General features: G+C 41.2%; 18 protein-coding genes. 13 read left to right on the top strand and 5 right to left on the bottom strand.

The genetic code is table 11. The annotated features are described in order from the left end of the window. Complete coding sequence (locus M1E93_RS12035; protein ID WP_004918996.1) at positions 1 to 288, top strand: PTS sugar transporter subunit IIB; 288 nt, start codon at positions 1 to 3, stop codon at positions 286 to 288. An 11-nt stretch (positions 289 to 299) separates the two neighbouring features. After that, on the top strand, positions 300 to 1,556 hold the full coding sequence (locus tag M1E93_RS12040; protein WP_014658176.1) for a PTS ascorbate transporter subunit IIC: 1,257 nt from the start codon (positions 300 to 302) through the stop codon (positions 1,554 to 1,556). Between the two features lie 41 nt (positions 1,557 to 1,597). On the opposite strand, the gene M1E93_RS12045 is transcribed toward M1E93_RS12040, so the two are convergent. From M1E93_RS12045 to M1E93_RS12055, 3 genes are all read right to left on the bottom strand, one after another. After that, positions 1,598 to 2,410: a hypothetical protein gene (locus M1E93_RS12045; RefSeq protein WP_104873412.1), complete on the bottom strand. Its 813-nt coding sequence runs from the start codon at positions 2,408 to 2,410 to the stop codon at positions 1,598 to 1,600. Positions 2,411 to 2,690: 280 nt separating this feature from the next. Further along, positions 2,691 to 3,272: a TetR/AcrR family transcriptional regulator gene (locus M1E93_RS12050; protein ID WP_036943838.1), complete on the bottom strand. Its 582-nt coding sequence runs from the start codon at positions 3,270 to 3,272 to the stop codon at positions 2,691 to 2,693. A gap of 454 nt (positions 3,273 to 3,726) precedes the next feature. Beyond that, positions 3,727 to 4,077, bottom strand: a complete 351-nt coding sequence (locus M1E93_RS12055; protein WP_004918982.1) for a phage holin family protein — start codon at positions 4,075 to 4,077, stop codon at positions 3,727 to 3,729. A gap of 542 nt (positions 4,078 to 4,619) precedes the next feature. On the opposite strand from M1E93_RS12055, the gene M1E93_RS12060 reads away from it, so the two are divergent. Further along, a complete protein-coding gene (locus M1E93_RS12060; RefSeq protein ID WP_004918980.1) occupies positions 4,620 to 4,886 on the top strand; it encodes a LysR substrate-binding domain-containing protein in 267 nt (88 codons plus the stop codon). A gap of 46 nt (positions 4,887 to 4,932) precedes the next feature. On the opposite strand, the gene map is transcribed toward M1E93_RS12060, so the two are convergent. Both map and M1E93_RS12070 read right to left on the bottom strand, forming a co-directional pair. Next, on the bottom strand, positions 4,933 to 5,727 hold the full coding sequence (map, locus tag M1E93_RS12065) for a type I methionyl aminopeptidase (protein WP_004918978.1): 795 nt from the start codon (positions 5,725 to 5,727) through the stop codon (positions 4,933 to 4,935). After that, positions 5,720 to 5,926, bottom strand: a complete 207-nt coding sequence (locus M1E93_RS12070) for a ParD-like family protein (protein ID WP_036943836.1) — start codon at positions 5,924 to 5,926, stop codon at positions 5,720 to 5,722. The genes map and M1E93_RS12070 overlap by 8 nt, the downstream gene beginning before the upstream one ends. 321 nt (positions 5,927 to 6,247) lie before the next feature. Between M1E93_RS12070 and M1E93_RS12075 the strand changes: the two genes are divergently transcribed. The 10 genes from M1E93_RS12075 to M1E93_RS12120 all read left to right on the top strand — a co-directional run bounded on the left by M1E93_RS12075 (position 6,248) and on the right by M1E93_RS12120 (position 14,518). Then, positions 6,248 to 6,673 (top strand): universal stress protein, encoded by a 426-nt coding sequence (locus M1E93_RS12075; protein WP_104873411.1) that lies wholly within the window; start codon positions 6,248 to 6,250, stop codon positions 6,671 to 6,673. 462 nt (positions 6,674 to 7,135) lie between these two features. Beyond that, on the top strand, positions 7,136 to 7,450 hold the full coding sequence (nirD, locus tag M1E93_RS12080; protein ID WP_004918973.1) for a nitrite reductase small subunit NirD: 315 nt from the start codon (positions 7,136 to 7,138) through the stop codon (positions 7,448 to 7,450). Positions 7,451 to 7,452: 2 nt separating this feature from the next. Beyond that, complete coding sequence (locus M1E93_RS12085; protein ID WP_004918964.1) at positions 7,453 to 7,761, top strand: recombinase-like helix-turn-helix domain-containing protein; 309 nt, start codon at positions 7,453 to 7,455, stop codon at positions 7,759 to 7,761. A 64-nt stretch (positions 7,762 to 7,825) separates the two neighbouring features. Then, positions 7,826 to 8,863, top strand: coding sequence for an aromatic ring-hydroxylating oxygenase subunit alpha (locus tag M1E93_RS12090; protein WP_004918962.1), 1,038 nt, complete (start codon positions 7,826 to 7,828; stop codon positions 8,861 to 8,863). Beyond that, positions 8,856 to 9,611: an SDR family oxidoreductase gene (locus M1E93_RS12095; protein WP_004918960.1), complete on the top strand. Its 756-nt coding sequence runs from the start codon at positions 8,856 to 8,858 to the stop codon at positions 9,609 to 9,611. Before M1E93_RS12090 ends, M1E93_RS12095 begins: the two co-directional genes overlap by 8 nt. Positions 9,612 to 9,642: 31 nt before the next feature. Beyond that, positions 9,643 to 10,419, top strand: a complete 777-nt coding sequence (locus tag M1E93_RS12100) for an IclR family transcriptional regulator (protein ID WP_036943834.1) — start codon at positions 9,643 to 9,645, stop codon at positions 10,417 to 10,419. 110 nt (positions 10,420 to 10,529) lie between these two features. Continuing rightward, the gene (locus M1E93_RS12105) at positions 10,530 to 11,456 is read left to right on the top strand and encodes a VOC family protein (protein WP_104873410.1); all 927 of its coding nucleotides are present in this window, start codon (positions 10,530 to 10,532) and stop codon (positions 11,454 to 11,456) included. A 4-nt stretch (positions 11,457 to 11,460) separates the two neighbouring features. Further along, a complete protein-coding gene (locus tag M1E93_RS12110) occupies positions 11,461 to 12,675 on the top strand; it encodes an NAD(P)/FAD-dependent oxidoreductase (protein ID WP_426206959.1) in 1,215 nt (404 codons plus the stop codon). Between the two features lie 70 nt (positions 12,676 to 12,745). Next, on the top strand, positions 12,746 to 13,969 hold the full coding sequence (locus M1E93_RS12115; RefSeq protein ID WP_376739126.1) for an MFS transporter: 1,224 nt from the start codon (positions 12,746 to 12,748) through the stop codon (positions 13,967 to 13,969). A gap of 30 nt (positions 13,970 to 13,999) precedes the next feature. Beyond that, positions 14,000 to 14,518: a cupin domain-containing protein gene (locus tag M1E93_RS12120; RefSeq protein WP_004918950.1), complete on the top strand. Its 519-nt coding sequence runs from the start codon at positions 14,000 to 14,002 to the stop codon at positions 14,516 to 14,518. Position 14,519 lies beyond the last annotated feature (1 nt).

Here is a 14,519-nt window from a genome sequence, read left to right on the forward strand (position 1 = left end):
ATGAAAATTACAGTCGTATGCGGAAATGGTTTAGGCACTAGCCTAATGATGGAAATGAGCATCAAAAATATTTTAAAAGATCTTCAAGTCAGTGCCGAGGTTGACCACGTTGATCTTGGCTCAGCTAAAGGTACCGCCAGTGATATTTTTGTTGGCACCAAAGATATTGCCGAACAATTGGTTGCTCAACAAGTTGCTGGAGAAATTGTTGCTTTGGAAAATATGATAGACAAAGTGGCAATGAAAGAGCACTTAAGTGTGGCTTTACGTAATCTCGGCGCACTATAAGCGGAGGCTGTATGTCATTTTTTCGTTTTCTGATGCAAGATGTGTTATCTGAACCCGCTATTTTAGTGGGTTTGATAGCGCTTATCGGCCTTATCGCTCAAAAGAAACCCGCCACCGAATGTATTAAAGGCACCATCAAAACCATTATGGGTTTTGTGATCTTAGGAGCGGGTGCTGGCTTAGTTGTTAGTTCATTAGGCGATTTCTCCGCTATTTTCCAACACGCATTTGGTATTAATGGCGTCGTTCCAAATAACGAAGCGATTGTTTCTATCGCCCAGAAGAGTTTTGGCCGTGAAATGGCAATGATCATGTTCTTTGCCATGTTAATTAATATCTTAATTGCACGCCTCACCCCTTGGAAATTTATCTTTCTCACAGGGCATCACACACTCTTCATGTCGATGATGGTTGCCGTAATTTTAGCAACAGCGGGTATGGAAGGCACTCTATTAGTGGTTGTTGGTTCATTAATCGTTGGCTTTTGTATGGTGTTCTTCCCAGCCATTGCGCATCCATACATGAAAAAAATCACTGGCTCTGATGACGTTGCAATTGGTCACTTTTCAACGATATCGTATGTCCTTGCAGGTTTTATTGGTAGCAAATTTGGCAACAAAGAACATTCTACTGAAGATATGAATGTGCCAAAAAGTTTGCTTTTCCTACGAGACACACCAGTTGCCATCTCATTCACTATGTTCATTATTTTCATTATTACCTGCTTATTTGCGGGAGGAGATTATGTTCGTGAAGTCAGCGGTGGCAAAAACTGGTTTATGTTCTCATTAATGCAATCCATTACATTTGCTGCGGGTGTTTACATTATTCTGCAAGGTGTACGTATGGTAATTGCGGAGATCGTACCCGCATTTAAAGGGATTTCGGATAAATTGGTTCCAAATGCTAAACCAGCGCTAGACTGCCCTGTTGTTTTCCCTTATGCACCAAATGCCGTGTTAGTCGGCTTTTTAAGCAGTTTTGCTGCGGGTATTATCGGTATGTTCATACTGTATGCGTTGAATATGACCGTCATTATCCCAGGTGTCGTGCCACACTTCTTTGTTGGTGCAGCGGCGGGAGTCTTTGGTAACGCAACAGGAGGTCGCCGAGGCGCTATTTTAGGTGCCTTTGCACAAGGTTTACTCATTACCTTCTTACCTGTCTTTTTATTACCTGTCCTTGGTGACATTGGTATCGCTAATACCACATTTAGTGATGCAGACTTTGGTGCTATTGGTATTCTTTTAGGCATTATTGTCCGCTAACCATAGTGCCCCGTAATACTTCCGTTACGGGGCATATTTATTTAATCAAGTTTCCCGACTAACGCCCCTTCTTTAAATAAGAATTCCTGTAATGATATTAAATCATCCGGCGTCACATGAATGACCCCCTCACCGGGAATATCAATTTCTGCGATCATAAATAGTGCCAGTGTTGTTAATGATGGCAATATGAGGATCAGCCAGTTTTTACCTTTAGTTCCTCGAATGTTATAACCAATTAAAACGTTAGAACAAATCGCAAAGAAAATTAATAAGAACCATGCTGCATTCGGTATTTGATGCCGCCAACTCGCCATCGTTTTTTGTTGTGAAAGATAAAGATCACTAAATGCAGTTAATACCGAGGCGATCACTGGATTTGGTGATTGATTTGCCTCTTTAACCGCAATTTCCCACAAGGTAGCTTGTTTTTCTAATGAGACTCTCCGCCATTGATTATTTTCATCGCTGACACCTGATTTAAAAAATTCAATTCTCGCGTCTAGGTACTGCTGCAATAAATGGATTGCTTCACGTCTGTCACTGCTGTTTAATAATTGCGCTCGTTGGTAAGCATTCCCTATCGCAATCGCTTCATTCTCTTCTGTTTGCTGACGATTGTTGTAGCCACTGATCGAGATTGAGAGAACAAAACCAATCAATAAGCCTAATAACGATAAGATAGCCCCTAATATAATTTTCGCTTCGTCATCAGCAATATCATCATTCAGCTTCTTACGCTTAAAGATAAATTTACCGATATAAGCTGAAATAATGAGCAAGGAAAATGTAATTATAAACAATAAGATAGAGTCAATTGGTGTATCATTAATAAACTCGGAAAAATTAAACATAAAACATGTCCAGACAAGTAATTTTCCGATGATATAACACATCCAGAATAAATTTTTCTAGCTTTTTCACTGGCAAAAATCAGTTTAGATTTTAACGCTAAAATGTCATCATCAAACGATAAAAACATGATAGTATTAACGATGCAATCATAAAAAACAGTCGCTTAACCTACTGTTTTTTAGTCACTTTTAGATATGTAATTTAACTTCAGTACAAGACAGATTTAAATGACAGCATCCTTCTATTTCTAGAAGGATAGAAGAGTGATTAGATACGGTGTTATTGGACTAAACCGAGTAACTTTTGATAAAGTATTGCGCCTAATGTGTTCTCATCATATTCAAGGCTCGATGCAAGCTCATCGACGGCAGCGTGCATACTGTGATACAGCATAGAGCTAACCAGCCCAATTGGCTCTGCTGACCAAACACCTTGCGCCTTTCCATGTAACAAGATTTTTTTCACTTGTGAAATTGCCCGCTGTTCATGTACGTTGCTACACGTATGAAAACTTTCATGAAATAGCATGTCATGAATACGTCTTTTTTCAACATAGTATTGTACGCTGCTTTCACACCACTGGCTTAGCATCGCTTGACTGCCCACCTTCTCTTTCAGTGCATCATCAATTTTTCCCAAATACCATGTCATATAACGCTCACGCAAAGCCTCTAAAATCTCATCCTTCGATTTAAAGTAGTGGTAAAAAGTACCTTTCGCCACATCGGCTTGGCTAACTATTTCACTCACTGTTGTCTCTAAAAAACCTTTCGTGAGAAATAAATGCTCAGCAGCATTCATTAAATCATCCAATCTCTCTTTTGCGGGTTTTGTTCTCGGCTTTTTCATTGGCTCCGTCATCAGCTTAAACCTTTTAAGTTAATTAGAGATAATGCAAAGAGTAATAGATTTTATGGTTTCACACAAACTTCCTACCGCTTTAAGCTAGCCAGAGAAATAACATGTTTAATAAACAAACAAAACACGAGATCTTACCCATCATTGCGGAACACCACAAGATTGTTCTCTTTTAGAGCATAAAATTATCCATTATGGAGTTCATTAGCATTTGATTAATGATATCAATATACTTCTTCTTATATTGATACCGATGCAGTAAAAAATAAATAATTCTCTTATTGAAGGGATCAGAGATGATAGTTAGGTAATCATTAAATGGTAATTAAGATAGCAGTAGAATTATAATCGTTTTAAATAACAGTACCTTCTTAAGGTAGGTATCTCGATAAGCCTCATTTTGGGCTTATCGTACAACTTATTTTTGATAAGAATGATTTTTCTATACTTCAAAATATTATTCTTTATTTCTATAGCGTTTTTGAATTGCAATCAACATCGAATCAATAACCCAACTGAGCTTCTTTGTACCCAGGAAACCTATCATCGCACCACAAAACTCGGCAAGTGATGACCAAGCATCAGAATAATTTAAATAGACAAGTAACCATTGAAGCGCTCGAATAGCACTGACTGTAATAGCACCACATATTACAGCTTCTGCTAATGATTGCCATGTACTTTTACTCTCTCGCCACTCTCTAACAAATGCAATCAACGTTGCTAACATAACACCACTTAATAAAGGTAAATTGAGTTGAACCCAGCGGAAAACTTGCGCCCAAAAATCGATATTTTTTTCATGCATAATGGTACCTCCTAAATGGAGTGCTAGTTTATTGTCAATAAATGAAGCCCCCTTATTGTTTATATAAAACTATCGAAATAATGGGCATCACAATCATATGATATTAAATATTAATTATTTCAATAGTCATTAAAATTAATTTCACATTCTACTTATGTATCGTAATAACAAAAGAATAGTATTACAAACATTGTGAAAACCAAGCCAAATAAGATTAAAATAAAATCACAATCATTAATTGTTTACATATCTTAATTTATATTATCTAATATAAACTAGCAGAATGGATCCTTACACAAACTCTTCTCGACCTAAATATGCTATTTCTTTAGTCATTAATAATTATTACTCTTCAAATGACAACACAAAAAATATAACCCTACTGACAACAAAATATTACCTTTATGATTATCACTTTAATTATCTTTTTTTATGTATTGATAAAACACGCCTAAAATAATCAATAGCAACCCTATCGATTGTAAGAGTAAATGATTTCCAGCCTGCCCGTTGATGATATCTAAGATAAAGCTTGATACGACTTGACCAATAATAGCGAAGCGACTGTTCAAGGAGTGGGAATTTCGCTGCTACCCTGCTTTATCGCCGCCCCTTATATTGAAAAAGGTATGCTAACCCCTTTACTGACGGATTACTCATTGCCAGAACACTCTATTTATGCGGTTTATCCTAATAGACACTATTTACCCCATAAAACAAGAATGGCTATCGATTTTCTGTTTGAAAGACTGAATCCCAAGAGCGAATATGGCCAGCGTTATGAAATTAATTATTATGCTTCGCGATAACAGTCTGAAAGCCGCACTCGCGGCTTTGCAGAGCCATCGTCAAATTTTAAAGATGATGTTTTGCGACAAATGCTTTTTCTTCATCGCGTAAAGTTAAGACTTCATAACCGGTTGCGGTCACTAAAACAGTATGTTCTGATTGGGCCGATAATTTTTTATCTCGCGTCACAACTGTCCAACCATCTTTTTTGGTCTTAATTTTCATACCACCTTGGTTGATCATCGGCTCTATTGTGAATGTCATCCCTTCTTTTAAGGTAACCCCTTGCCCACGTACACCATAATGTAGCACTTGTGGAGCTTCGTGCATTTCACGGCCTATACCATGACCACAATATTCACGAACCACGCTATAACCATTTTTTTCTGCATGGTGTTGGATTGCAGAACCAATATCCCCTAGTGTTGCCCCTGGTTTGACTTGTTTGATCCCTTCCCACATAGCCTCATAAGTATCCTTAACAAGTTTACGTGCTAATGGTGAGGCTTCGGGCATCACATACATCTTACTTGAGTCTGCAATAAAGCCATTTTTCTCTAATGTGATATCAACATTGATAATATCTCTGGCTTTCAAATGTTCATCAGCTTTCGGTACGCCATGGCACACCACTTCATTAAGGGAGGTATTTAATACATATTGATAACCATACTGGCCTTTGCTGGCTGGTCTCGCCTGCAATTCATTAACAATATAATCTTCAACCTTGTCATTAATTTCCATGGTCGTAATACCCGGCACAATAAAAGTATCTAACATCGCAAATACTTTGGCTAATAAACGGCCGGATTCACGCATCAATTCAATTTCTTCAGCTGTTTTGATTGTGATATTACTCATGGTACTTCCCTTTATGGTTAACAGTTTCTTTTTCTAGCATTTCGCTGATAAGCGTTGTGAAGGTTTTATCGGGATTTAATTCGGCTTGGATACCTATTTTTATCCAAAATTCAGCCTGAGAATTGATCGAGCGTGACATCACTTGGCTAGCACGGCGCAAATAGTCATGCAGATCATCTGAAATTTTCACGATTCCCAAGACAGCACCTCATTAACATATAAAATATTACGATTTATATATAAACCATATAATAACTAAGATGAGAAAGATAGTCATTCAATGGGGAACCGCACAAATGAACTGTTTTTTCATCAAACCGTTTTAATTTTCTAACTTCAAGCCGCCGTCAAAGTATTGTTCGTTACAACGTTGTATTGTTATTGTTATTGTTAGCTAACTCCATTTTTGTATTGGCTATAAGATGTTAAATTGATTAAATATTAAACTTATCTTTATTTTTACTGATTGTTTTTAGCGGATAGATTTTAAATAGGCTTGGATAATTGTTCGGAGAACAATATGTATAAAAAAATTTTAGTTCCTATTGATATTACAGAGAAAAATTTAGCAAACCTTGTACTTCCTCATATTCAATACCTTTCGGAGGAAGAAGGCGCTCATATTCATTTTTTAGCAGTTATTCCTACTATCCCTTTTTATACCTCTATGGGCTTTGGTTTTGCCGAAAATGCAGATAGCGAACAAGATAAAGTAACAAATCAATTAGTTGATATTATTAAAGATTTTAATCTTCCTAAAGAAAAGTTTACCGCTCAGGTCGTCATGGGAACGCCTAGGGATGAAATTTTGCGTATTGCCGATGATATTCAAGCAGATTTGATTGTTATTGGTTCTAGACGCCCTGGAATGTCAACATATTTCTTAGGATCAACAGCTTCGATGATCATCCAAAACTCTAAGATTTCTGTCTTAACAGTACGATAATTCACTAACCCACTTCGGTGGGTTTTAATTTAATTCTTAGTAACAAACTAAAAAATATAAACTTTTAAATCTCATTCCTTTCAATTTTCCTATTCCTTCTCTCTGAAGAAAATAAAAAAACGCCTTAATGGATAAAGGCTTTCTCATATCAGAAATAATTCTCACTCTTTGCTGTTATTTATTTTTTACCACTATAATGGGTAATTTACCGTGAAATAATGATAATCCCTTATTTTATGATTTTATCCATCAAACGATAGTCACACTATTTTCAGCCCATTTTGTTTCTCATATGAAACTAAAAATGACCATAATCTCGACACACTGCGCATTTCAAAACAAATATTTTACATATGAGTAACATTCGATTGACTGTTTATCGCTCAGCCTATTAGGCTAGTTTTAAATAATAAACAATGTTTTATATATGAAACAACACTATTTTGCTGTGGAGGAAACAATATGAGTTGGGTCGCGATTTGTGATGTCTCGCAAGTACAAGAAGAATTTCCTTATTCAGCCCGAGTCAATGATACCGAGATCGGTGTTTTCTTAGTGGATGATCAATATTACGCCATGGAAGATGTTTGCCCTCATGCCTATGCCCTACTCAGTCAAGGGTTTGTTGAGGATGGCAAAGTGGAGTGCCCACTTCATGAGGCTGTATTTGATATCAAAACAGGAAAATGCCTACGTGAGCCAGGTGGTCGCGATCTCAAAACCTACCAGACTCGCATTAATAACAACCAAATCGAAATTAGCTTTATTGAGGAGTAGAAATGGAACCGATACAGAATTTCAACCCTTACTTACCTGCTAATCACCAAATTATACCGGCTCGTGAAGGCGGTAAAGGGCAAATCCAAGCACCGGGAACGGCGCCAAATATCGTTTGGCAAACTCGCTCACGTCTCCCTGATGACTACGAAACCGCTCTCATTGCCACATTGGAAATCTTATTTGATTCAGGTATTGAAACTCTCGAGCAAATTATTAGTGCACTCAATCAAAGACAACTCTTTGATAGACAAGGACAACCATGGAATGAAGCCAGTTTTCGCGAATTTCTCCAAGTAAACGGGTATTAATCTCCTGCCAGTGACGCAGAAATAATAATAACCAACGATACCCCACGACAACAGGAAGCAGATTATGACAACTCATGCACAACTTCAGAACTATCAAGATTATTTAGACGTTGGACTTAGAGGCCAGTGGTATCCCGTTTTATCCAGTTGGGAAGTCACTAGCAACCCAATCGGTATCACCCGCTTAGAAGAACAAATTGTGTTATGGCGTGATCAGCAAGGTCAAATTCATGCACTTGAAGACCGCTGCCCTCACCGTGGTGCACGCTTATCAATGGGGTGGAACCTAGGTGAACGTATTGCCTGCTGGTATCACGGCGTTGAAGTTGGAGGCGATGGTATTGTCAAAGATGTTCCTGCTGTTAGCCAATGTCCATTAGAAGGTCAAAAGTGCCTAAAAACCTACCCAGTTCAAGAATATCATGGCGCAATCTTTCTTTATTTTGCCATTACTGATGAAGAGCCACCGACGCTAGCGTTCCCTGAAGAGCTGGCGGATAGTGAAAATCATAGCCACTTTTTATGTACAGCCACTTGGCATTGTAATTATCAATATGCACTCGAAAATGTCATGGATCCCATGCATGGCACTTATCTCCACTCTTCTTCGCATTCAATGGCGGACGGTGATAAGCAATCAGAGATGATTTTAGAACCGACTCAAAATGGGTTTATCTTCCGCAAAAATGACCAAATGGGGGTGAATTTTGATTGGGTTGAATTTGCCAGTACAGGCGCGAACTGGCTACGCCTATCCATCCCTTATCAAAAACGTTTCGGACCGGGTGGCCACTTCTGGATCATCGGAATGGTTGTGCCAGAAGATCGCTTCAATACCCGCGTCTTCTTTTGGCGTATCCGTAAAGTAAAAGATTGGCAACGTGATCTCTGGCGCTTTATGTACCGTAATCGCTTAGAGGGATTACATTGGGATGTTTTAGAGCAAGACCGTATTATCCTTGAAAATATGGCGCCTAATGCTCGCCAACATGAGTTCCTTTATCAGCATGATGTTGGGCTATCTCGCCTACGCCGTATTATGCAACGTGAAGCCAAAAAGCAATTTGACCAAATTTATAATAAGGAAACGTCAAATGCATAATTTACTGGCAGGCAAACGCATCGTCATTACGGGTGCAGCAAGAGGCTTAGGCTTTGAATTTGCGAAAGCGATCGCACAACAAGGTGCTCACGTCATCCTGTGCGACATATTAAGTGATCGCCTACAGCAAAGCATTACCCAGCTACGCCAAGCCGGTTTGACTGCCGATGGTTTTAACTTAGATATTGCCGACCCCGAGGCCATAGCGCATGTTTTTCAGCAGATTGGTCAACAAGGCAATATTGATGGCCTCGTTAATAATGCCGCCCTTGCCACTGGCGTTGGCGGCAAAACATTGGATGAGTATGACTTAAATCTATGGGATCGCGTCATGACCGTTAATGTAAGAGGCACATGGTTAGTGACAAAGGCGGCACTCCCATTTTTGCGCCAAAGTAGAAATGCCAAGATAGTGAATATTGCTTCTGATACAGCTCTATGGGGCGCCCCTAAGCTGATGGCTTACGTCGCGAGCAAAGGGGCAATTATTAGCATGACACGCTCAATGGCAAGGGAGCTTGGCACACACCGGATCTGTGTCAATGCTATCGCGCCTGGCCTAACTAAAGTTGAAGCCACCGAATATGTACCAGTTGAGCGCCACCAGCTTTATGAAAATGGGCGTGCTATTCAAGGGGAGCAAAAGCCCGAAGATGTGACCGGTACTGTCTTATATTTGCTTTCGCCAATGGCCGATTTTGTGACGGGCCAACTGATCCCCGTCAATGGTGGGTTTGTATTTAACTAAAGACGCCGCTTAATGCGGGGAGGTTAACGCTTTGAGTTCAACATGCAAATATTTGATCCCCGGTTTGGAAAAAGGATTGCAGCTTTTGTTACTCCTAGCACAGCAGCACCGAGAGCTAACCTTTGCTGAAATTTTACGTCTAATCGATATGCCGAAAGCGACGGCCTATCGTGCAATACAAACTTTGGTGCATTTAGACTTTATCGAACAACACCCAAGGACAGGAGCTTTTTCACTCGGTCGCAAAGTGCTTAGCTTAGGTTTAGGGTACATTGCCTCACTCGATCTAACACAGTTAGGCCAACCGATCATTGAACAATTACGCGACCGTAGTCAGTGCAATAGTCACCTCGTCATACGCGATGGGCGAGACATTATTTATATTGCTCGGGTTAGTGCTGCCGAATCAAAAATTAACCACGTGAGTGTTGGTACTCGGTTATTAGCTCACCGCACCTCAATTGGTCGGATGTTACTTAGTGGCTTAAGTCGAGAGGAGTTCGATACCCTCTATCCTGATGATGAGTTACCTGATGATGCGGGAAGTAAACAGGCATTTTGGACAATGATCCAAGCAGACCGGCTACGGGGTTATGTTATCGGAGAGTCTTTTTACCGTCGGGGTATCTCTTCCATTGTTTACCCTGTTTACAACCGAGACCACGGTGTCGAGGCGGCGATCAGTATTATGGTGCCAATGGATAGCATTCCCGCGCAAGAACGCCAACGATTACAAAATGAAGTGAGCGATGCAGCCCAAAAACTTACTGAGTTTATTGGCGGAATAACCTCCGCTAAAGCGGTATAGCGTTACCCATAAATAAAACTAAATATTAGGTTTATTGCCATAAGCCTCAGGCCTCTGCTTGCCCAAAAACAAGGTCGGCAATAAAAAACGATTATATAGAGGGTCAAATTATGTCAGTCATTGGTATTGAAAAATTAGAGTTTGGTGTTGATAACCTTGCCGCTTGTCAGCAATTCTTGCAGGATTTTGGACTGCAAACATCACCCAATAACCCTTCTTATTTTACAACACTGTCCGGTGCAAGCGTTACCCTTTCATCGATTGATGATCCCCGCTTGCCTACACCTTTTGAACCAGGCTCCACCTTACGACGGATCACTTGGGGCGTAAAAGACCACGTTACACTCGAACAGGTCATCAAACAGATTGAAGATTGCGCAGGCTTTCAACTCACCTCTGATGGGGCACAGTGCCTTGACCCGAACGGTATGACGGTGGCTTTTACGATTAGCCAACAACAAGATGTTACCGTCGATATTTCCCCTATCAACCAGTGGGGAGATATTCGTCGTATTGATGCGCCAAGCCCTGTTTATGACAAAGCAACCCCCATTAATATTGGTCATGTGGTCTTTTTTGTTGATGACCTACAGGCCACAGAAGCATTCTATTGCCAAAAACTGGGCTTCCAAGTGTCTGACCGTTATATCGACCGTGCGGTTTTTTTACGTACACAAATTAATGGTTGCCACCATAATTTATTCCTACTCAAGCTGCCTCATCGCGGGCGGGGTCTGAATCATGTGGCATTTACGGTTCGCGATATTCATGAGGTGATTGGCGGTGGCCTCGCCATGAACCGCCAAAAATGGAGTACTTTTATTGGCCCGGGTCGTCACCCTATTTCGTCTGCCTACTTCTGGTATGTCAATAGCCCAACGGGCGGTGCGTTTGAGTACTACACCAACGACGACTATCTAACCGAAAAATGGCAACCCCGTGAACTAGAGCACTCTCTCGTTTCCTTTACCGAATGGGCGGTTGAAGGTGGTATCGACCACGAAACACGCCGACAAGTGAAAAAAGACAAGGAGTGATGCCATGACACAACTTATTGATGGCGGTATTGTCATTATCGGCGGCGGGCAAGCCGGTGGCTGGGCCGCAAAAACATTACGAGATGAAGGCTACCAAGGCATTTTATCTGTTATTAGTGATGAACCACATGATTTCTATGAACGACCGCCTTTATCAAAGGCAGCTTTGAAACAGGAGGGCACCCCTCTATCACGCCTATTTAGTGAAGATGAAACGGACTCTCTGAATTTGACTTGGTATCGCCCTGTTCGTGCGACCCATATTGATGCCAACAAAAAGCAGGTGCAGCTCAGTGATGGTCGCCATTTAGCTTTTGATAAATTATTAATTGCAACGGGAGGCCGGCCTCGTTTTCTCTCTTCTGCTTGGCAATCGCATCCTCGCGTATTTGCCCTGCGTACTTGGGATGATGGGCAACGTTTACGTGAAGCGCTGTTGTCCGCTAAAAAAATGGCCATTATTGGCGGTGGATGGATTAGCTTAGAAGTTGCGGCCTCTGCACGCCAAATGGGCATTGACGTTACCGTTTTTGAACGCCAAGAGCGCTTATGTCAGCGTAGTGTACCTGCATCTGTTTCAAACGCACTCGCGCAACGCCACCAGCAAGCGGGGGTAGAAATCATAACCGATTGTGGCGAAATTTTGCTCGATGAAAGTCACGATGATTTACGGATCAGTTGTGCTAAGCAACCTAGCCAATCCTTTGATCTTGCTGTTATGGGGATCGGTGTTGAATTAAATCTTGAGCTAGCGGCAACAGCAGGCCTTGAAGTCACACACGGTATTGTGATCAATGGACAAGGGCAAACATCTCACCCTGATATTTATGCTGCTGGCGATGTTGCTTGTCATCCCACATTATCCCTGTGTTTACAATCTTGGGCTTATGCACAAAACCAAGCCATTACCACCGCCAAAGCCATGCTTAATGCCCACAGTGAGGATTTTAATGACCCTGCATGGCTATGGTCAGATCAATATCAAGACAATATCCAGATTTTAGGGATCCCAACCCCACTAGCAACCCAACATATTCAACGCATCACACCAAATGCTGAAGTGCATTTTTCACTGAATGATGACAACGAATTAGTTCAGATGGTCGCATTTAATGACCCTCGTTCCATCAAGCTAGGCAAAAGGTGGATGCAAAACAGCCGCAAGTTATCCCCATCGGAACTTGCAGATCCTAATTTTTCACTGATGTCACTGAAGTAAATGTGCAGGTAGGAGAAATAATATGGCAAACCAACCGATACCCGTGCCCTCAGTGACACAAGAAAATGAAATGGCATCACCGCAAGAAAGCGTGAACTGGTTGATCCCAATCGCACTATTTTCCTGCGTACTGTTAGCCTTTTTCGACAAAATTAGTATTGCCGCCCTATTTTCTGATGAACAGTTCCAAAAAGCTCTAGGAATTGATTTTGATCCCACACGTCTTGGGCTATTGATGAGTGCATTCCTGTTTGCCTATGGCGTGTCATCCATGCTGCTCAGTGGGATTGGCGATAAATTTCACCCCACCAAAATGCTGCTATTTATGATCAGTAGCTGGTGTATTTTAATGATTTTTATGGGTTTTACTCACCATTACGCCACAATGGTTTTTCTTCGAGTATTACTAGGTATTGCTGAAGGGCCATTACTTGCCATTTCCTATGCCATCGTGCGCCGTACTTTTCCACAAAAAATGCAAGCAAGAGCGACAATGCTTTGGTTATTAGGCACGCCTATTGGTGCGGCTCTTGGTTTTCCAATTTCCTTGTACTTACTGAATAATTTTGGCTGGCAAAGCACCTTTTTCGTTATGGCGGCTTTCACTGTACCCGTATGGTGGCTAGTCGTTATCGGCATTCGCCACCCCAATTTAGTCAATAAGCAAACACAAAACGTGGATGGCAAAGTCTCTACCAAAGACATGGCAGAAGCTAAAATTCAACGTAATACCCTGTTACGCAATAGCCATTTTTGGATTATCTGCTTATTTAATATTGCCTTCTTAGTTTACCTCTGGGGCATGAACGGCTGGTTACCAAGCTATTTAATCAAAGGCAAATCAATCAATTTAGAGCACGCGGGGATCTTATCCTCACTCCCCTTTATCGCCATGTTATTTGGTGAAGCGATAGGAGCATGGATTTCTGACCGTTATGATCGTCGTGCCTTAATCTGTTTTATCTCATTACTTGGCGCCGTAATCGGCCTTTCAGGTGTGCTATTTCTCACCAGTACCTACAGCATTATTTTAATGATGGCCTTTAGCATGTTTATGTGGGGGGCTGGTGCTCCAAATATATTTGCTCTTCTGGCCAAAGCGACACAAAAGCAAGTCAGTGCACTCGCTGGCGGTATTTTCAATGGATTAGGCAACCTTGCGGGTGCCGCCGCACCGTTGTTAATGGGGGTATTAATCACCCTCACCCACAATATGGATAGTGGCCTGTTATTTATTGTCATTATCGGTTTGATCGGCAGCGTATTACTTATCCCCCTTATAAAAAGATACTGATTTAACTACTCAATATCAGGAGATATCACTATGTCACAACAACTGAATCAAATAAAACCACAAGGCATCTCGATGGCGGATTGGGTTGAATCACGCATCGCCCGTTTTGAAGGCCGCAAATATGACTGGAATGCATTGAAATTTCAGGCGGATTTTGACCCTAAATACCGTCGGGCGCAGATGCGTTACATCGGTACGGGGGCGACAGGGGTTGCCAACGATGCCAATACCGTTCCCGCGGAAAACTTTACCTTCTCAACCATGGTACTGCCCTCAAAGTGTGAAGGACCGCTGCACCTGCACCCTGATGTTGAAGAAGTCTTTTTCATGCTCAAAGGAACCATCACCTTATTTATTAAAGATGGGGATGAAGAGTATGAAACCGTGCTCAAGGAGCGTGACCTAATTTCGGTTCCAGCTGGGATTTACCGTGGTTTATTTAATCATGGTGAAGAAGAAGCGTTGATGTGCGTGATGATCGGTACGCCTAAGCCTGCCATTCCGACTTACCCAGACGATCATCCATTATCAAAAGTCAAACGTAGTTAAC

The sequence above is a fragment of the Providencia sp. PROV272 genome (assembly GCF_049901975.1).
Taxonomy (GTDB): Bacteria; Pseudomonadota; Gammaproteobacteria; order Enterobacterales; family Enterobacteriaceae; genus Providencia; species Providencia stuartii.